This window comes from Janthinobacterium sp. FW305-128, assembly GCF_020858135.1.
Lineage (GTDB): Bacteria > Pseudomonadota > Gammaproteobacteria > Burkholderiales > Burkholderiaceae_D > Janthinobacterium.
The window spans coordinates 324061-342822 of record NZ_JACYMK010000003.1; the positions used below are offsets into that span (position 1 = coordinate 324061).

Here is an 18762-nt window from a genome sequence, read left to right on the forward strand (position 1 = left end):
CGCAGCGCACTACAGCAAGGTGGGACGGCGGCTGGAATGCGTGTGGCGGTGGGTCTGATAGTCGAGCGCGTCGCCGGCCATGAAGCGGCGCCATGCTTGCGTGTAGACAAGCGATGATTTATCCGCATCGAAGCTGTCGAGCTGCAACATGTCGCGGTGGTGCTTGATTTCATTGACCAGTTGGTCATACAGCATTTGCAAGCCATAACTGTCGGCGCTCTGACGTTTCAAGCGCTCCTCGAGCTGCGCCACTTGCCCCTGCAGCTGCCGGCATTCCTTCTTCCAGTCATTGCGCGGCACGCGCTTGGGCGCCATGCCAGTGTGTTCCATCATCATATCGAGCTATCCCATCGCCTGTCTCCGTGCGCCTGTGCCAGCCAGTCCGGAAAACATTGCTTTTCATTTAAGAGGCGATATTAGAGCATACTTTTTTGTTTCTTTCAGTAAATATAAAAGTCCGCGTAGAAATATTTGACCCGGTTCCCGCGCGCGTATCACTGGCGCAGCGCCGCCTTCTTGGGTGGTGCCGGGGCGGCTTCCGTCATGTTGCCGTCATCGGCATACGTGAGGGTCAGCAGGGTATTGTCGTCCCAGCTCACGTCATGCAGCGGCGGCACGTAGCGCTGGCGGTCTTCCGTGATGCGGATGTCCAGCGTGCGCTCGCCCGAGCGCGCCTGCACGGCAAGCAGCTTGCGGAATACGGGAAAGGGCACGTGGATCAGCGACGAGTGGCAAGGCCCGCCCGCCAGACGGAACAGGTTGCGCCGCACAAACGGCAGGTCATCCTGCTCGACGGCCCAGCGGATTTCGCATTCCAGACGCAAGTCGCCCAGGCGGCGCACGTTCTGGGGCAGGCCCGGCGTGTGAATGTCGGCGCGCCAGCGCACGGTGTCGCGCTTCTTGTTGCTGACCAGGTCGGCATTTGCATCGTAGGCGGTCTTGTCGCGCGTCAAGGTGAAACCGCCGTCCGCTGCCAGCGGCACGGGGATGGACAGATTGTCGGCCGACAGGTGCAGGGTCACGCCTTCGAGCCTGGCCTTCGGCGTGGCGGGGATCAGCATGAAGCGCAGCGGCGCGCCTGGCGCCAGGCGCTGGTAGTCGGCGTACGCGTCGAGTCCCTTGAGCATGGTGCGGTAGGGGCGCAGGTCGGGATCGCGCGTGCCTTGCACGTCGACAATCTGTTGTATTTCCTGGTTCGCTGCGTCGCCTGGCGCCGCCGCTTGTTCCTGGGCCATGGCGGGCAGCAGACAGGCGCAAAGGGGGACGAGGAGGAAAAAACGGGGAAGATGCATGGAATGCGTGCCAGGTTGTACTTGCAATGTGGAAACCGGCCAGGCTGGACGGACTGCGGATCTTATCATTCGTGTAACTGCCAAATTATCACCAATTGTCTCGTTCGCGTCGCACGGCTGGCGCTGGCGGCGGAAAATGGGACGTCGCGGCGGCAACCACGTAAAATAGCGGATTGACCGAACGATTTTGAAAGCAAGAGCATGGCGATACAATGGTACCCAGGACACATGAACGCGGCCCGCAAGAAAGCGGCCGAAACCATGGAAAACACCGATCTGGTGATTGAAGTGGTGGACGCGCGCCTGCCGGCAGCCAGCTGCAATCCCATGGTGGACGAGCTGCGCCTGTTCCGCCAGCGCCCTTGCCTGAAAATCCTCAACAAGACCGACCTGGCCGACCCTGCCGCCACCGCCGCCTGGGTGGCCTATTTCAATGCCCAGGAAGGCGTGACCGCGTATGCGATGACGACCAAGAAGCCGGGCGACGTGGCGCGCATCCCGGACCTGGCCAAGTCGCTGGCGCCGCACCGCGGCGTGCCGACCAAGCCGCTGCGCATCATGATCATGGGTATTCCCAACGTGGGCAAGTCGACGCTGATGAACGCGCTGCTGAAAAAACGCGTGGCCAAGGTCGGCGACGAGCCGGCCGTGACGAAAATGCAGCAAAAGCTGTACCTGGACAAGAACACCATTCTCGTCGACACGCCAGGCATGCTGTGGCCGAAGATCGCCATCCCCAGCGACGGCCTGATGCTGGCGGCCAGCCACGCGATCGGCTCGAACGCGCTGATCGAAGATGAAGTGGCCGTCTTCCTGGCCGAGGAATTGCTCAAGCGCTACCCCGACTTGCTGGCAACCCGCTACGGCACCAAGATCGGCGAAGTCGACGCCATCGGCGTGGTCGAGGGCATCGCCGCCAAACGCGGCTTCCGCATCAAGGGCGGCGACTACGATTTCGAGAAAGCGTCGCACACCCTGCTGCTCGACTACCGCAGCGGCATCCTGGGCCGCATCTCGCTGGAAACGCCGGACACGCGCGCGGCCCTGATGGCCCAGCATGCGGCCGAAATGGCGGAAAAAGCGGCGAAGGCGGCGGAAATTGCCGCTGAAAAGGCGAAGAATGCGGCGCGGGGCAAGCGCGGCACGTAATGAAACAAAAGCCGCTAGCTAGCGGCTTTTTTAAATTCTGGGGTCAGACCCCCGGTGACGTAGGCGTCGAACCTGCCGTTGGCGGTGTTGCGGGACTCGGCGTCCCCGTCTGACCCCGGCTTCCGAATTCACTCCAAAGCAAATTCTGGGGTCAGACCCCCGGTTACGTTGACGCTGAACCAGCCGTTAGCGGTGTTGAGGGTCTGACCCCGGCTTGCTGCTCATTTCCGCTCGCCGCCCCGAACCTGAAACTGGTCACGGCCAGCGCCCCAAAGAAATCCTCTTCGTGGTAGACGACGTGGGCCGCTTCCTGCTCGGCCGCGCCGAGCGCCACCATCAGCGGCAGCAGATGGTCTTCCTGCGGATGGGCCTGGCGCGCGCCGGGCGCCCGGTCCCAGGCCAGCAACTGTTCCAGCCGCTGTGCCGGCGGCAAGGCCATCGTCTGGCGCAGCCACGCGTCGAACTGATGCGAGGCGACGGCGCCCGCCTGGCCGAACTGGCGCAGGTTATGGTAACTCAGGCCGCTGCCGACGATCAGCACGCCTTGCCGGCGCAGGCCGGCCAGCGCGCGGCCCACCTCGACGTGCGTCAGCGGGTCGTAGCCGTGTTTCAGTGACAGTTGCACCAGCGGTACGTCCGCCTGCGGGTAGATGGGGAACAGGGCGCTGAAGGTGCCATGGTCGAAACCGCGCTCGTGGTCGAGGCGTGCCGGACGGCCGGCCGCATCGAGCAACTGTTTTACCTGCGCCGCCAGTGCCGGCGCGCCCGGTGCCGGGTACTGGATTTGATAGGTGTGCGGCGGAAAGCCCGAATAATCGTAGATCATGCCCGGCTTGGGGCTGGCCGAGACGAGAAACTGCGGCCCTTCCCAGTGCGCCGTCACGACCAGCACGGCTTTCGGGCGCGCGCCGATCTGGCGCGGGATATCCTGCAGCGACGCTTCCAGCACGTCGTAGCGGCCGCCGAACTGGTCTTTCATGAACGGCCAAGGGCCGCCGCCGTGCGACAGGAAATAGGTGGGGAAGGTGTGCTCTTGCATGGCGGCTCCGCAGTGGAATGACTGATGCTATCGATGATAGTCATGCGCGGTCAGTTGATCAAGATCGCTATTATTGATATATCATTTCCATTTTGTTGATGATGGGGCAGTCATGGATACCTTGCGCAGCATGCGCGTGTTTCGCGCCGTGGTGGAGCTGGACAGTTTCGTGCGGGCCAGCGAGCGCCTCGATCTGTCGCCGGCCATGGTCAGCAAGCACGTGATGCACCTGGAACGCCACCTGGGCGCGCGCCTGCTGAACCGCAGCAGCCGCCACCTGAGCCTGACGGAAATCGGCAAGGTGTATTTTGAACAGTGCCGCGACATGCTCGACAACCTCGACGAAGTGGAAGCGACCGTGGGCCGCACGACGGTGGTGCCGCGCGGCATGCTGCGCCTGAGCGCCCCCGTCTGGTTCGCCAATGCCATCTTTACGCGCACCCTGGTGGCTTACCGCGAGCGCTTCCCGGAAGTGACGTTCGACATCGATTTGAGCGGCAGGGTGGTCAACCTGGTGGAAGAGGGTTTCGACCTTGCCCTGCGCGTGAGCCAGGCGCCGTCGCCGGCCCTGATCGCGCGGCCCATCGGCAGCATCGCCTTCCACCTGGTGGCCGCGCCCGCCTACCTGGCGCGCGCGGGCCGGCCGCAGCTGCCGCAAGACCTCACGCAGCACGCCATGATCAGCTATTCCTTGCTGGCGAACGGCAATGAGCTGGCCTTCGACGGGCCGCAGGGCCGCGAAACGGTGAAGTTCTCGCCCGTGCTGCAATGCAATAACGAAAGCCTGCTGCACGCGGCCGCGCTCGACGGCATGGGCATCGCGCTGCTGCCGTCGTGGCAGACGGATGCGGACCTGGCGGCGGGGCGGCTGGTGCGCCTCTTCGACGATTTCAAGCTGGCGGGCGGCAAGGTGTACGCCGTCTATACAAGCCGCCGCTACCTGTCCTCGAAGGTGCGCACCTTCATCGACTTCCTCGCCGATGAAGCGCGCCTGGGGGCCTGACTAGGCGATTGAACGCCTGACGCCGATCAGCGCGAACAGGCGCGCGCTGCGCATCCACGCCAGCACCAGCGCCGCCAGCTGCGTCGCCAGCAAACCGGCCGCGATGGCCAGCGGACCGGGGCCGGCCAGGTTCAGCCGTGCCACGCCCAGCAGCGCATACAGGGCCAGTCCCAGCACGGTGATGACGAGGTAGATGGCCAGGCAGGCCAGCGGACGCCGGCGCAGCATGCCGAGCCCGCGCCACCAGGCCTTGACGGCCGACGTGCGGCGCCGGTCGACGGCCAGCGCCGCGCGGCCCGCGTCGAGCGTGGCGCAGGCCAGCAGGAACAGCACGCCCGCGAGCAGCAAGGCCAGGTGGCGGGCCAGGTCGGCGTCGGCTTCCAGGATGGCTGTCGCCGCATGCTTGTCGGCCAGTTTCAGCGCGCCGGCGCCGATCGCCAGTGCCACGCCCAGCGGCACGATGCTCCACAACAGCATGCGCAGCATGCGGCCGTATTCGCTGAAGGCGCCCGTCAGCAGGGCACCGAAGCCGGGCGGCGCAGGGGCGCGCGCGGCCGTCACCACCAGGCCGCTCAGCAGCGGCGACAGCAGCAGGGTCAGGACGATGGCGGCGATGGCGGCCTGGCTGATGGCGGCCCCATTGCGGCTGGCATTGGCGGCCAGGTCGGCCAACGTCATCAGGTCGAGCCGCTGTGCCAGCGCTGCCGCATGCACGGCCTGGTCGAGGCTGGCGCTCAAGGTGCGCCAGACGGGAATGACGGCAACGATGGTCGGGATCAGCAGCAGGCCGGCCCACAGCAGCAGCAAGCGCCATTGCAGGGCGGCGCGGCTGGCGCGCGTGGTCAGGGTCAGGCCGCTGGCCCGTGGCGTGGAAGTGGCGCTCATACGATGGCGATCAGGGAAAGCAGGTATTGGAAGGCGGCGGCGATATCGAGGCTCCAGCGCCGCGCGGCGGACGTGTCGGCTTTCAGGGTACGGCTGTCATCGAGCTTGTTGACGTCGAGGTAGTGCACGCGGTCGGGATCGAGTTCGGCCGAGACGGCCTTCACGGGCTTGCTCCAGGTGTAGCGCTGCCACAGTTGCCCGTTGTCCCACACCACGCGTTCGGAACTGCCGTCGGCGAATTTCACCAGCAGTACCTGCGGCACGGGCGCGCCGCGGCGGCGCAGCACCACGCTGGTCAGATAGGGATACGGTCCCGTGCCGGGATTGGCGTCCGGGTGCGCCTTGTCCCATGCCGCGCGCACCTTGTCCTCTTCTTTTTCCAGCGCCTCGGGCGTGCGTTCCACGCGCTTGCCGTTCACCAGCGCCAGGCCGGCCAGCGGCGTCTGCTCTTCGCTGGTGAAGCTGCCGATGCGGTCGTCGATATTCGCGCTGGCATGGACTTGCTGCGCAAAGACCTGTTCCACGATGCGCCGCTGGCCCGTCGCCTCGGCCAGCGCTTCGCGCAGGTCGGCCACGCTGGGGTGGCGGAATTTCCACTGTTCGTAATAGGCCTTGAAGCCCCGTTCCATGGCCTCGCTGCCGATGCGCGCTTCCAGGTCGCGCAGGGTGGTGGCAGTGCGGCTGTAGACGGGCCCCACGCCCTGCAGGCGTTCCCACGCATTCTGGCCCAGCGGGTCGGCCGCATCCTGGCGCGGCGCGGCCATGCGTTCGGCCTCGAAGACCTTGAAGGCGGGAGCGAAGCCCAGGCGCTTGAGCAGGGGCGTGGTGGCGTGGATGTCCTGGCCGCGCGCGCGCAGCATGCGCTGGTCCCAGTACTCGTTCAAGCCTTCGTCGAGGATCGGTTCCTCGAATTCGTTCGAGGCCAGGATGCCGTAGAAATAGCCATGGCCGAATTCGTGGATGGTGACGAAGTCGAGGCCGAATCCGGCGATGGTCTTCGGCTGCAGGCTGGCGAAGCTCGAGGCCGTGATGAAGGTCGGGTATTCCATGCCGCCTGCTTCGGCCGCATTGAACGGCGGGATCACCACCGTCAGGGTCTTGTACGGATACGGACCCAGGGTACGCGAGAAATATGTCAGCGAGTCTTTCGCCGCCTGCAGCGCGGGCGCCGCGTTCGACGCATACTCGGGCGGGTACAGCACCCGGATGGCCACGGGCGGGCTGCCAGGGCCGCTCCAGCTGCCCGTCAATGGCGCTGCGCTGCGCTTGTCGGCCGTCCAGGCGAAATCGTGCACGTCGCCCTGCACATAGTGGTGCGTGAGCATGCCGTTTTTCTCCTGCGGCGCGCCCTGCAATTCACCGGTGGCGCCCACCGTGTACTCCCTGGGCACGGTCAGCTTCACGTCGTAGCGGCCGAAGTCGGCGTAGAACTCCGAATTGAGGTGAAATTCATGCGCGTTCCAGCGCGGCGCGGTGGCGCCCCGTTCGCCGGGCAGTTCCAGCACGGCGATCTTCGGGAACCACTGGCCCACCAGATGGAAGCTGCCGAAATAGCCGGTGCGCGCGATGACGCGCGGCAGCTGGTCGAAGAAGCGCATGTCGAGCGTCGTCTCGGCGCCCGGCGCGACGGCCTGTGGCAAGTCGACGCGCACCACGGTGCGGTCGGTGGCCGGGCCGTTGTCGGGCTGGACGAAATGCCAGGGCGCCGTGGCCCCGTTCTGCGTCACGCTGCGCAGTTCCATGTAGCCCCACTCGCCGTCGCGCGTGCCGACGCCCGAGCGAAAGCCCGTATCGAGCTTGCGCTTCTCGGTAAAGAAGGTCGAATGCTCGCCCTCGAAGGCGTTCAGGTACAGGTGCAGGTACACGCTGCTGACGGCTTGCGCGCTGCGGTTGCGCCAGCGCAGTTTCTGCCGGCCGTCTATCGTGTGCTTGACGGGATCGAGCGTCGCTTCGATCTGGTAGTCGACCACGCGGTCCGACAGCGTCGCTTGCGCACCCGTGCGCGCGCCGCCCCAGGCGTTGCCGGCGCTGGGCGTGGTGACGGCGGCCGCATGCGGCGAAGCGAGGGCGATGCCGTCGGCCGACGGCGCCGGCGGCATGGGCGCGCTGGCCAGCTTGCCCTGGTCCTGCTGGGCGAACAGCTCGGCCTGCAGGGCCAGGCCGGCCAGCAGCAGGGCGGCGATGGCCAGAACCTTGAACTTGCCCGGGAGGGGGACAATGCGGCGGCGCGGCGTGCTACGACTTTCCATGCGTGACTCCCACAGTGACTTGTTGATTTTCAAATGCAGTCGGCTGCGCCCAGGATCGCCGGGTGCTCGTTAATATACCTGTAAAAATTACAAATAAGCAATGGATTATGCTGACAGCCCAGCTCGCTGTTGCGGCGCCGCGCGCCGTGCGTATAATGATTCGCTTTTGCCATCCTCCTACTACCGTGCGTTCGCGCCCAGGTAGCGCACCCAGCTTTCCGCCATGATGCCTCCCCCTTCCGCCCTGACCATCGCCGCGCGCATCTTGCTGTTGTGCACCCTGGCCATGCCTGCGCGCGCACAGGACGGCGCGGATGGTGGCGCGGCCGGCGTCACGCACGGCGATTTGTCCGCCGAACTGGCGCAGGGCGGCCAGCACAGCATGCGCGGCGCCCTGTCGCGCGACCAGGGCGGCATGTCGCTCGACGTGGCCATCGATGGCCTGCGCAATGGCAATTACCGCGATGGCAGCGTGTTTCACCAGCGCGGCTTCAACGGCGGCGCGGAATGGAAGCTGCGCCAGGGCCGCTTCGGCTTCAGCGCCGACCAGCTGAACCAGGACACCCGCTATCCCGCGCCCGAAGCACCGTTCCTGGCCTTGCTGACGGCCCGCCCGGAAGACCTGTACCGCTATGAGGTGCGGCGCGCCAGCGCCTTCGTGCAGCGCTATGTGGGCAGTTTCGAGCTGGGCGTGGAACTGTCGCAGCGGGAAAAGCGCGCTACGGCCCACTATGCGGGCGAGGACGGCAGCATCGAATCGACGTACAGCAGCCGCCGCCGCCAGCTGGCGCCGCGCCTGCGCCATTACGGCAAGGTGGCTGGCGTGGGCACGGACACGGAAGTGGGCCTGGACCTGATGCAGTGGCAGCGGCGCTCGGGCCGCGCGGGCGATGCGCAGCGGCGCCAGTACTCGCGCGCGCTGTTGCTGCGCGAAGAGCTGGCCTTCGGCGGCCTGTATGCGCCGCGCCTGCTGCTGGGACTGCGGCATGAACAGTTCCAGCTCGACCCGGCCGACATGCCCGCCGGCGGCAGCGACTGGGAAAACCAGAATGCGTGGGACTTGCAGGGCAGCCTGCAGCTGCGCCCGCAGCTGAGCGTGTACGCCAGGGCCGCGCGCAGCTACCGCATTGATGACGATGGCTATACCCGCGCCGGCTACCGTCCCCTGGCGGGACAGCTGCGGCGCGAAATGGAAGTGGGTGCCACCTTCGGCGACGCGGCGCGCAGCGCTTCCGTGCGCGTGTTCAGCGAGCGCCTGAGCAACCAGATCGTCTTCGACCAGAACCTTGGCCAGCTGGGCTTTGCGGGCAACCTCGACCCCTCGCGCCGCGCAGGCATCGCCATCGAGGCCGGCATGGCGCTGGCGCGCGACTGGCGCCTCGACGCTCAGCTGCGCCAGGTGCATGCGCGCTATGACGATTACGCCTATGACGGCCCGGACATCGCCCTCGTGCCGAAAACCCTGGCCAGCCTGCGCCTGTACTGGACGGGGCAGGGCGGCGCCAGTGCCGACGTGGGCGTGCAATGGCTGCGCGCCCTGCGTTACGGCCCCGATTTCGCCGGCAGCTGCCTGGCGCAAGTGCCTGCGTTTGCCACCGTGGACGGGCGTTACGTGCGCAAGCTGGGCGCGTGGGAGCTGGAGCTGGCCGGCAGCAACCTGGCCAACCGCCGCCATTACGGCGATGCGCCGGGCTGCCGCTCCAGCATTTACCTCAACGATGCGCGCCAGTTGCGCGTGGCCGCGCGCTACCATTTCTGAGGCACGGGCACGGCGGCGCTTAAGAGCGGCTTAATCGGGCGCAAACGGAGCGCGCAAAAGCGCCTTTTTTCCGCCCGGGCTTCATCGCCCGGCGCAAAAAGTGGTAATCTCGCCCCGTTCACGACCACTTATGATGAAGGATTATTATGCGTTTTCTGCGTTTCTTGCGTCCCCTGCTTGCCGCCGTCACCCTGGTGGCGGCCACCGGCGGCGCCATGGCGGCCGATACCGGCTTTACCACGCTCCCGACGCCAGTGCGCACGGACACGGGCAAGAAGGTGGAAGTGGTCGAGTACTTCATGTACTCGTGCCCGCATTGCTACGCGCTCGATCCGCTGATGCACGACTGGGTCAAGAAGCAGGGCGACAAGATCGCCTTCCGCCGCATCCACCTGGCCTTCTCCGGCCCGAAGGATCCGCAGGCGCACGCTTATGCCACCCTGGAAGCGATGGGCCAGCTGGACCAGTTCCACGACAAGATCTTCCGCGCCATCCACGTCGAGCGCAACCGCCTGAACCGCGATGACGCCATCCTCGACCTGCTGGTCAAGAACGGCATCGACAAGGCGAAATACCTGGACATGTTCAATTCGTTCGGCGTGCAGACCAAGCTGAAACGCAACGAGCAACTGATCGCGGCCAGCAAGATCGACAGCGCGCCGACCATCGTCATCGACGGCCGCTTCGTGACGTCGCCGGCGCAGTTGTCGCGTCCTGGCCAGTCCGAGCCGCAAACCCAGGCTGCGACCCTGCGCGTGATGGATGAACTGGTGGCGCGCGTCCTGAAAGAGCGCGCTCCCGCGCCAGCGAAGAAGTAACACCGGAGAACACCATGAAACAGCTGCCCTGGACCCTGTGCGTACTGGCCGTCGCCCTCGTGGCGTGGTTGTCGATTGCCATCGTCAACGTGGAAAACCAGCGCAATGCGCTGGCCAGCAAGGCTTGCGTGGACCCCGCGTTCAAGAACGAGGTCGATGCGAAATGCCTGTCCAGCGTGCAGACGCGCGAACACTGGTGGCAGCACCTGACTTATGCCATGACGCACTTCAGGTCATAGAACGCCGGATAAAATCTACTGCGCGTCGCGCTTTGCGGCCGGCGATGCTCACCGGCTCGGCGCCCCCGTACAAAGTACGGTTGCGCTTCTTGGCCACAAGGGGGCGCCGAGCCTCACTGCCGCTCGCTACGATTTTCTCCGGCGTCGTGACGATGAGGGATGGATCGGCAAACTGCCCGCTTTGTGCGGGCTTTTTTACGTCTGCAGCTTGCGGGTATCATGAGACCACAACCATCGAGGAGGGACAATGAAGGAAGTGATCCTGATTACCGGCAGCAGCCGCGGCATCGGTGCGGCGACGGCGCTGCTGGCGGCGCGCCAGGGCTATGCCGTCTGCATCAACTATGTGCGCGATGCGCAGGCGGCCGGGGAACTGTGCGCGCGCATCGTGGCGGCGGGCGGCGAGGCCATCGCCGTGCAGGCCGACGTCAGCGAGGAAGCGGACGTGGCGCGCCTGTTCGATGAAGTCGATGCGCGCCTGGGCATGCTCACGGCGCTGGTCAACAATGTGGGCGTGCTGGAGCGGAAATGCCGGCTGGTCGACATGTCCGCCCAGCGCCTCGAACGCGTGCTGCGCACCAACGTGATCAGTTACTTTTTGTGCTGCCAGCAGGCCGTGCGGCGCATGTCGACGGCGAGCGGCGGGCAGGGCGGACGCATCGTGAATGTCTCGTCGGTGGCGGCGCGTATCGGTTCTCCGGACGAATACATCGATTACGCGGCCTCGAAAGGCGCCGTCGATACCCTGACCCTGGGGCTGGCGAAGGAAGTGGCGGCCGAAGGCATCCGCGTCAACGGCGTGCGGCCCGGCATCATCTACACGGACATCCACGCCTCGGGCGGCGAACCGGGACGGGTGGCGCGCCTGGCATCGGGCGTGCCCATGCAGCGCGGCGGCCAGCCGGAAGAAATCGCCGATGCCATCCTGTACCTGCTGGGGCCGGACGCGACGTATGTGACGGGCAGCATCCTCGACGTGGCCGGCGGGCGCTGATTTTCAACGCATTTTCAACTTATTTTCAACCCTTGCAAGCAATTGCTTCAAGCACGGGGCCAATTATCAAGCAGGGCAAGCGAGTCCAGAATGGTGGTGTGCCATATGCACGCCGATCAACTCATTTGGAACCACCATGTCCACTTTTGCTCCCGCCATCCTGGCCCTGTCCCTGCTGGCCGCCGCGCCAGCCCATTGCGCCATCAATCTGCCCATGCCGGCCCATTTGTCCGGCGCGAAAGCCGACGCCGCGGTGGCGCTGGCCGCGCGCCGCTATGCCGCGTTCTGGGAAAGCGGCGACCCGGCCGTGGCGCGTCTGGCGCTGGCCGATGATTTTACGGACCGCACCTTGCCCGCCGGCCGGCCGCAGGGATTGGCCGGCCCGCTGCAGGCGTCGCAGGTGTTTCACGCGGCCGTGCCGGACTTGAAGGTGGCCATCGAGGAGATGCTGGTAGCGGGCGACCGGGTGACTTTGCGCCTGCATTTCACGGGCCGCTTCACGGGTGTCTTCCCCACGCCGCAGGGACCCTTGCAGGGGCAGGGACAAGCCGTCGATTTCCATGCGTTTGATCTGTACCGTGTCAATGCGCAAGGGCGCATCAGCGATAACTGGCACCTGGAAGACAACCTGACCCTGCTGCGCCAGCTGGGCGTGCTGCCGCAGTAAGGGCGGCCGTCAGGCTTGCAGCGCGGCGAACTGCTGCACGAGGAAGTCGGCCAGCAGGGCGACGCGCGGCGGCTGGAAGCGGCTGCGCCGGTACAGCAGGTTCAGGGGGACGCTGTCGGCAAAATAATTGTCGAGCACCGTCTGCAAGCGCCCCGCGCGCAGGTCGTCGCCGATGTCGAGCAGCGATTTGTAGGCGTAGCCATGGCCGGCCACGGCCCAGCGGCGGATGATTTCGCCGTCGTTGCTGTGCCAGTCCCCCGCCAGGCGCAGGCTGTGGCGCTTGCCGTTTTCGCGGTAGCGCCATTCCTGCGGCGCGCCGTCGCCGGCCGTGAGCACCAGCGTCGGCAGCTGTGCCAGGTCGCGCGGCGCGGCCGGCACGCCCACTCTGGCGGCCAGCGCGGGCGCCACGCACACGACGCGCCTGCCCCGGTGCAGCAGGCGCGCCACCATGTCGCTGTCGGGCAGCTCGCCGTAGCGGATGGCCAGGTCGATATCGTCCTGCACCAGATTGGCCGTCATGTCCGTCAGGGTCAGCGCATGGCGCAACTGCGGGTGCAGCGCGGCAAAGCGGTCGAGCATGGGCAGCAGCAGCTGGCGGCCGATGTCGGACGGCGCCGAGATCCGTACCATGCCGCGCACGGCGCCGCCGCCCGCGTGCAAGCCGTCTTCGGCCTGCGCAAGCAAGTCCAGCGCCTGTTCGCTGTACTGGCGATAGTGCAAACCTTCTGCCGTCAGGCGCAGCTGGCGCGTGGTGCGCTCGAACAGGGTGGCGCCCAGCGCCGTTTCCAGGCGCGCGATGGCGGCGCTGGCGGCGGCCGGCGACAGGCCGTGCTTGCGGCCGGCCGCGGAAAAGCTGCCCAGCACCGCAGCGTCGAGGAACAGGGCGATTTCCGCCAGGCGCCCGGCGCCGCCGCGCATCATGATCATGCCGGGTGCGCCGCCGCCGGTTTCGGCGCCGGTGCCGAATGGGGCGTGATCACCACGGTGCAGGTGGTGCCGGCTACCAGGACCTGATTCCTGTCTTGTTCATCTATGTGGATGCGCACGGGCACGCGCTGCGCCAGGCGCACCCAGTTGAAGGTGGGATTGACGTCGGCCAGCAGTTCGCGGCCCGTGGCGGCGTCGCGGTCGGTGATGCCGCGCGCGATGCTCTCGATGTGGCCGTGCAGGGTGCCGCCGCTCATCAAATTCATTTCCGCCTTGTCGTCCTGCGCCAGCATGCCCAGCTTGGTCTCTTCGAAGTAGCCGACGACGTAGTACGAGGCGCTGTCGATGACGGCCAGCTTGGGCGCGCCGACGGCGGCGAAATCGCCCTTGTGCACGTTCAGGTTCGTCACGTAGCCGCTGACGGGGGCGCGCACGGTGGTGCGTTCCAGGTTCAGTTGCGCCAGCGCGCGCGCGGCCACGGCGGCCTGCACTTGCGACGAGGCCGAGCTGGCGGCGTAGGCGGCGCTTTCGCGGCTTTCCGTCGAGATGATGCTGGCGTCGAGGCCTGCGCGGCGCTGCGCTTCCTTGCCGCGGCGGCCCATTTCCGTTTTTTGCGCGGCCAGCACGGCGTCGGCCTGGGCCAGCGCGCTGGTGTAGCGTTCCTTGTCGACGACGAACAGCACGTCGCCTTTTTGCACCACCTGGTTGTCGCGCACCAGCACGTCCGTGACGGTGCCGGCCACGTCGGCGCTGATGTTGACGATGTCGGCCTTGATGCGGCCGTCGCGCGTCCATGGCGACTCCATGTAGCGGTCCCAGACGGTCTTGCCTATCCACAGGGCTGCTGCCAAGAGCAGCAGGGTGATTGCATAGCGTGTCAGTTTGCTTACCATGTCGGCAGCCTTTCCTTGATGGGGTTGAACAGTTTTTTTTATTTGTAAAGCGATAGAGCGAGCGCGCCGAAGATGGCGATGAAGATGCACAGCCGCGCCAGCGACGGGTGCCACACCATGCGGTACACGCCCAGCCAGCCCAGCACGCGGTCGAGCAGGGTTTGCAGGCCGATGCTGAGGATGAACAGGGGCAGCAGGGTAGGAATCAGAATTCCGAACAGGGCGAATTCACGCGGCATGGTGGTCTCCGGCGCCAGGCGCCATGTGGTCGAGTAATGAGGTGTAGATCGAATGCAGGTCGGCCAAGGCCGTCTGCAACCGTGCGCTGCGTTCGGCTGTCGCTTCCGCTTCCGCTTGCGCCGCGCGCACCACGGCGCCCGCCTGCAGGGTGGCCGCCAGCGCCGCCTGCAGTTGCGCATCGCCGCGCGTGCGCAGCCAGGCGGCGATGCCGTCCACGCACTGCTGCAGCGCATGGCGCGTGGCGCCCGGGCGGGCGGTCGCGATCAGTTCGCGCAACTCGATTACGGAATGGCCGATTTCCAGCAGGGTCAGGGCCTGGCGCACGACGGCGCGCGTGGCCTCGCCCGGCGCCGGTCCGGCCGCCGCATTGAGCTGGCTGAGCAGGTCGCGCACGCGGTTGTCGAAGCGATGCTTGACCCGGCGCGCCGGCGCCGTGCACGCCTGCAGCGCTTCGCGCCACAGGGCCGGGCCGATATGGTCCTTGTGGCCCATCGTATGCTCGGGCAGCAGCACGGCAAACACGAGGGCGGCCAGCATCAGGCCGACGATCAGCGCCATGCCCGTGTTCAAAAAGGCCGCGCCGTCGACGTGCATCAGATTCGTCGGCGCCATCTGCGTGATGAAGGTGGACACGCCCAGGCCCACGCCCAGCTTGGCCGGATTCGTCATCAGGTACAGGCCGACGGCGAGGAAGGGCGCAAAACTCAGTACCAGCATGGGGAAGCCGTCGCCGTGCACCAGCACGAAGTACACGCAGACGAGCGACAGGGGCATGGCGATCAAAAAACCCGTCAGCACTTGCCGGATCATCATGATGGGGCGCGGCGAGGACGAGGCCAGCGCGCAGAACACGGCCGCCATCAGCATCGCCGTGCTGGCGTAGGGCCAGGCGAGGAAGTAGGCGCCCAGCGCCAGCAGGGCCAGGCTGATGCCGGCGCGCGCGCCGCTGGCGAGCACCAGCGCGGGCGGCGTCTTCGGCGCATACGCCTGCGGCGTGCTCACGTCGAGCGGCGTGTCGTGCACGAGGCTGAAATACACTTCGTGAAAGCGGCTCATGTCGCGCGCGAAGCGCTCGAGCAGTTCGCACACGGTGTCGAAGTCGATGCGCTGCGCATGCACGATGGCCGCGCCGTCGATGTCCGCGCGCGCCTGCGCCAGCGCCGTCTGCAAATGCCGCTGCATGGTGTCGAGCGAGTCTTGCGAAGGCGTCGTCTGCAGCGCCTCGGCGACGATGGCGTACAGGGGCGCACACGCTTGCATGACCTTGGTTTCGCCATCGCGCTGCAGGCGGTCGAACAGGCGGTGGAAGGTATAGAAGGTGGTCAGCGCCGTCATGAAGGTGGCGTTGAAGGCGTGCAGCTTGCGGTTTTGCGCGCGCACGTGGCTCACTTTGCTGGTCACTTCGAACAGCGCAGCCGAGCGCCCCAGTTCCAGCGCCGCCACGTCGGCGGCAAACTGCAGATGCGTCAGTTCCACCTGGGCCGGCGTGAGCTTTTGCTGCAGCACGTCATGGCAGAAGGCGAGGAATTTTCCGTAGCGGGCCTGCACTGTGCGCATCACCTGCGTACCCTGGTGGCGCGGCAGCAGCACGCTGGAGACGGCCGCCGAGCAGATGATGCCCAGGCCCACTTCAGCCACGCGCGTGACGGCCAGCGAGAACACCTGCATCGGCTGCTCGATGGCGGGCAGCACGATCATGCAGGCCGTGTAGCCGGCCAGCACGTACACATACGATTGGGCGTTGCGGTGCAGGGCCGAGCCGCTCGTGCACAGGCCCACCCACAGGGCCAGGCCGGCGAACAGCAGCACGGGCTGCTGCGGGAACAGGCCGATCAGGGTCAGCGCGGCCGTGCAGCCGAGCAGGGTGCCGCACAGGCGGTAAAAGCTTTTTTCCAGCACCATGCCGCTGCTGGGCAGGGCCAGGATGATGGTGGTGGTCATCGCCGTACTGGGCGAATCGAGGCCCAGGCGGTAGGCCAGCCACAGCGCGCAGAACGCGGCGATGAGAGTCTTGCCGACGTAGATCCAGCGTTCGCCTTCCGTCGCGCGCCAGTCCTGCAGCGCCAGCGCCAGCCAGCGGGCCGCCCGGTTCAGGGGGCCATATGTGGGTTTTGTTGCTGTGGCTGGCGTCATCGATAGGCTATCAGTTCTGGTTGTTGAGATTGTTCAGGTTGCGCAGCTGGCGCATGTACAGCTTGTCGAGCACTTGCAGCTCTTCTTCCGTGAACCCGTCGTACAGGGCCGAGGTTTCCTGGTACACGTCGGGCAGCGCCGTTTCGATCAGCGCGCGGCCCTTGTCGGTCAGCGAGATCATCACGGAGCGGCGGTCGCCGGGGCGCGTGCCGCGGTGGATCAGGCCGCGCGTTTCCAGGTCGTTGCACACGCGCGTCAGGTTGGCCGGCTTTTCATGGCACGCCATGCCCAGGGTGCAGGCGTTCGAGGTTTCGTCGTCCGTGCCGTACAGCACGGCCAGCACCATGTAGCTGGCATCGACCAGGTCGTGCTTTTTCAGCGCGGCATTGGTCAGGTCCTTCATGCCTTTTTGGATGTGGTACGTCATGCGCAGCAGGCGCATCAGTTCCATGGGGAAGCCTGGCATGCGCGTGCGGATGTTTTGCAGCCGCTTGGAGGTGGCGTCAAAAGCGGTCATGTCATATTCCTTCATGTGTGAATAAAGTTCCGATTGTATCTTGTTGGGCTAGGGCAATGCCAGGATTGCAAGCTTAGATGCCGCCTCCTAATGCATTCATCAAGGAAACGTACAGATCGAGCTCGCGCGCCCCATTTTGCGCCTGCTGCTGTTCTTCCGCCAGCAGCGCCACTTGCGTGTTGAGCATGTTGATGGCGTCGCTCATGCCCGCCTTGTACGCTTTTTCCGCCAGGTCGCGCGCGCGCTGCGCCGTGGCCAGCGCCTGCACGGTCAGCTGATGCTGTTTGGCCAGCGACTGGGCGCGGGTGACGGCGTTGGCCACGTCCGACATGGCATTGATGACGGTGGCGTTGTACTGCTCCACGGCACCGTCGTACACGGCCGTCTGGCTGCCCAGCTGGGCGCGCAGGCGGGCGCCGGCAAAGATGGGCAGGCTCAGCGCGGGTGAGGCGCCGCGGACCTCTGAGTTGGCGTCGAGAAAGTGGCTAAAACCGAAGGCCTGGAAGCCGGCGAACGCCACCAGGTTGACGTTAGGGTAAAACTCGGCCTTGGCCGCGTCGATGCGCTGCGCCGCCGCTTCCACTCGCCAGCGCTGGGCGGCGATGTCGGGGCGGCGGCCGATCAGGTCGGCGGGCAGGGCGGCGGGAATGGCCAGCGGCTGGTCCAGGCGCAGCACGGGGCGCGTGAGCGCCGCGCCGGCCGCCGGACCCTTGCCCGCCAGGGCCGCCAGCTGGTTGCGCAGCAGGGCCAGCGACTCGGCCGACTGCTCCAGCTGGCGCCGGCCGGCCGGCAAGGTGGTTTCGATCTGCGCCACGTCAATGTCCGTGCCGATGCCGGCCGCCTTGCGCTGGCGCGTGATGTCGAGGATGCGGGCGCGCTGCGCCAGGCTGCGCTCGATCACGTCCTGCAGCTGGAATTCGTATGACAGCTGGATGTAGGTGCGCACCAGCGCCGTTTCCAGGGCCAGGCGGGCCATCTGAGATTCGGCCGACGCCATCTGCACGTCGCCCAGGGCGGCGGACAGGGCGGCGCGGTTGCGGCCCCACAGGTCCAGGTCGTACGAGGCCGTGACGGTGGCCTGGTTGCGCCACGCGTAGTTGCCGGCCAACGGCGCCGGCGTGCTGCCGTGCTGCGAATACAGTTCGCGGTTGATGGAGACGTTCGCGTCCGCCTGCGGGCGGGTCTTGTCTTCCGCCGCACCGGCCAGCGCCTCGGCCTGGCGCACGCGCGCCTGGGCGCCGCGCAGGGTGGGACTGTCGGCCAGCGCCTGCTCCATCAAACGGTTCAATTGAGGGTCTTGCAAGTCTTGCCACCATTGCGTGCGCGGCCATTGTATGGCGGCGCTGGCGGCGGCATCCATGGCCTGGCTCGCCTGCAGCTTGTTGGCGTCCAGCATGGCCGATTGCGGCGCGATATGGCCCATGTCGGCGCAAGCGCTCAAGGCAAGGATCAGGCTGGCGGCAAGCAAACGGCGGTGCAGGGACATGCAGGGACTCCGGGAGAGGTAGTGTTGGGGGTGCTGCTGGGGTATCACAGCTCGCCGCGGGGAGCTTCGGGAGTGGCCCGAGTGCTGCGCCGCAACTGAGTTGTTACTGACTGAAACCGGCTGACTGGTTTCTTATTGCACGACGTGCTTGGCCGTTTGCGCGACATCAAAGTCCGCTTCCGTTTGCGGGATCAGGCCAGCCTTGCGGGCGGCGTAGAACTCGGCCATGACTTGTTCGCGCGTCACTTTGCTGGCGGCGGTGGACGGCGTTTTCGGATAGTCGACTTCGCTGGTGGCGATTTCGCCGGCGTTGCGGGCACGGATGTATTCGGCCGTGACGTCAGCACGCGTGAGTTGCTGGCTGGCAGCGGCAGGCGCGGCGCTCTGGGCAAACGCCGAAGTAGCGGTGGTAATGGCAAACAATGCTGCGATGAGTGATTTGGCTTGCATGATAAGACTCCAAAATGTGCAT

The 18762-nt window shown here is 66.3% G+C and carries 19 protein-coding genes; 7 read left to right on the forward strand and 12 right to left on the reverse strand.

The window, feature by feature from the left end:
- Positions 1-9: 9 nt before the first annotated feature.
- The gene (locus tag IGS60_RS09110) at positions 10-336 is read right to left on the reverse strand and encodes a hypothetical protein (protein WP_070219412.1); all 327 of its coding nucleotides are present in this window, start codon (positions 334-336) and stop codon (positions 10-12) included.
- Between the two features lie 158 nt (positions 337-494).
- Positions 495-1292 (reverse strand): hypothetical protein, encoded by a 798-nt coding sequence (locus tag IGS60_RS09115; protein ID WP_230503879.1) that lies wholly within the window; start codon positions 1290-1292, stop codon positions 495-497.
- A 201-nt stretch (positions 1293-1493) separates the two neighbouring features.
- On the opposite strand from IGS60_RS09115, the gene ylqF reads away from it, so the two are divergent.
- The gene (ylqF, locus tag IGS60_RS09120) at positions 1494-2441 is read left to right on the forward strand and encodes a ribosome biogenesis GTPase YlqF (RefSeq protein ID WP_268993995.1); all 948 of its coding nucleotides are present in this window, start codon (positions 1494-1496) and stop codon (positions 2439-2441) included.
- Positions 2442-2604: 163 nt separating this feature from the next.
- Here ylqF and IGS60_RS09125 read toward each other — a convergent pair whose 3' ends face one another.
- A complete protein-coding gene (locus IGS60_RS09125; protein WP_230503881.1) occupies positions 2605-3480 on the reverse strand; it encodes a class III extradiol ring-cleavage dioxygenase in 876 nt (291 codons plus the stop codon).
- Between the two features lie 112 nt (positions 3481-3592).
- Here IGS60_RS09125 and IGS60_RS09130 point away from each other — a divergent pair, with 112 nt between their 5' ends.
- Entirely contained in the window at positions 3593-4483 is an 891-nt protein-coding gene (locus IGS60_RS09130) for a LysR family transcriptional regulator (RefSeq protein ID WP_230503897.1), read from the forward strand.
- On the opposite strand, the gene IGS60_RS09135 is transcribed toward IGS60_RS09130, so the two are convergent.
- Both IGS60_RS09135 and IGS60_RS09140 read right to left on the reverse strand, forming a co-directional pair.
- Positions 4484-5368, reverse strand: a complete 885-nt coding sequence (locus tag IGS60_RS09135) for a hypothetical protein (protein WP_230503899.1) — start codon at positions 5366-5368, stop codon at positions 4484-4486.
- The gene (locus IGS60_RS09140) at positions 5365-7617 is read right to left on the reverse strand and encodes a M1 family metallopeptidase (RefSeq protein WP_230503901.1); all 2253 of its coding nucleotides are present in this window, start codon (positions 7615-7617) and stop codon (positions 5365-5367) included. Before IGS60_RS09140 ends, IGS60_RS09135 begins: the two co-directional genes overlap by 4 nt.
- Positions 7618-7840: 223 nt before the next feature.
- On the opposite strand from IGS60_RS09140, the gene IGS60_RS09145 reads away from it, so the two are divergent.
- From IGS60_RS09145 to IGS60_RS09165, 5 genes are all read left to right on the forward strand, one after another.
- A complete protein-coding gene (locus tag IGS60_RS09145; protein ID WP_230503904.1) occupies positions 7841-9376 on the forward strand; it encodes a TonB-dependent receptor in 1536 nt (511 codons plus the stop codon).
- A 146-nt stretch (positions 9377-9522) separates the two neighbouring features.
- A complete protein-coding gene (locus IGS60_RS09150) occupies positions 9523-10194 on the forward strand; it encodes a thiol:disulfide interchange protein DsbA/DsbL (RefSeq protein WP_070219418.1) in 672 nt (223 codons plus the stop codon).
- A 14-nt stretch (positions 10195-10208) separates the two neighbouring features.
- Positions 10209-10433: a hypothetical protein gene (locus IGS60_RS09155; RefSeq protein ID WP_230503906.1), complete on the forward strand. Its 225-nt coding sequence runs from the start codon at positions 10209-10211 to the stop codon at positions 10431-10433.
- 247 nt (positions 10434-10680) lie between these two features.
- Positions 10681-11427 carry an SDR family oxidoreductase gene (locus tag IGS60_RS09160; RefSeq protein WP_230503908.1) on the forward strand — a complete coding sequence of 249 codons (747 nt, stop codon included), beginning with the start codon at positions 10681-10683 and terminating at the stop codon, positions 11425-11427.
- Between the two features lie 136 nt (positions 11428-11563).
- Positions 11564-12094, forward strand: coding sequence for an ester cyclase (locus IGS60_RS09165; protein WP_230503910.1), 531 nt, complete (start codon positions 11564-11566; stop codon positions 12092-12094).
- Positions 12095-12103: 9 nt separating this feature from the next.
- Here the strand turns inward: IGS60_RS09165 and IGS60_RS09170 are convergent, their stop codons facing one another.
- From IGS60_RS09170 to IGS60_RS09200, 7 genes are all read right to left on the reverse strand, one after another.
- Complete coding sequence (locus tag IGS60_RS09170) at positions 12104-13021, reverse strand: LysR substrate-binding domain-containing protein (RefSeq protein WP_230503912.1); 918 nt, start codon at positions 13019-13021, stop codon at positions 12104-12106.
- Entirely contained in the window at positions 13018-13914 is an 897-nt protein-coding gene (locus IGS60_RS09175) for an efflux RND transporter periplasmic adaptor subunit (RefSeq protein ID WP_230503914.1), read from the reverse strand. Before IGS60_RS09175 ends, IGS60_RS09170 begins: the two co-directional genes overlap by 4 nt.
- Before the next feature lie 38 nt (positions 13915-13952).
- Positions 13953-14153, reverse strand: a complete 201-nt coding sequence (locus IGS60_RS09180) for a DUF1656 domain-containing protein (protein WP_070224633.1) — start codon at positions 14151-14153, stop codon at positions 13953-13955.
- Complete coding sequence (locus IGS60_RS09185) at positions 14143-16287, reverse strand: FUSC family protein (protein ID WP_230503916.1); 2145 nt, start codon at positions 16285-16287, stop codon at positions 14143-14145. The genes IGS60_RS09180 and IGS60_RS09185 overlap by 11 nt, the downstream gene beginning before the upstream one ends.
- A gap of 10 nt (positions 16288-16297) precedes the next feature.
- Positions 16298-16804: a MarR family winged helix-turn-helix transcriptional regulator gene (locus IGS60_RS09190; protein ID WP_070224646.1), complete on the reverse strand. Its 507-nt coding sequence runs from the start codon at positions 16802-16804 to the stop codon at positions 16298-16300.
- Positions 16805-16877: 73 nt separating this feature from the next.
- On the reverse strand, positions 16878-18290 hold the full coding sequence (locus tag IGS60_RS09195) for an efflux transporter outer membrane subunit (RefSeq protein ID WP_230503918.1): 1413 nt from the start codon (positions 18288-18290) through the stop codon (positions 16878-16880).
- A gap of 132 nt (positions 18291-18422) precedes the next feature.
- Positions 18423-18740, reverse strand: a complete 318-nt coding sequence (locus IGS60_RS09200) for a DUF4148 domain-containing protein (RefSeq protein WP_162995582.1) — start codon at positions 18738-18740, stop codon at positions 18423-18425.
- Positions 18741-18762 lie beyond the last annotated feature (22 nt).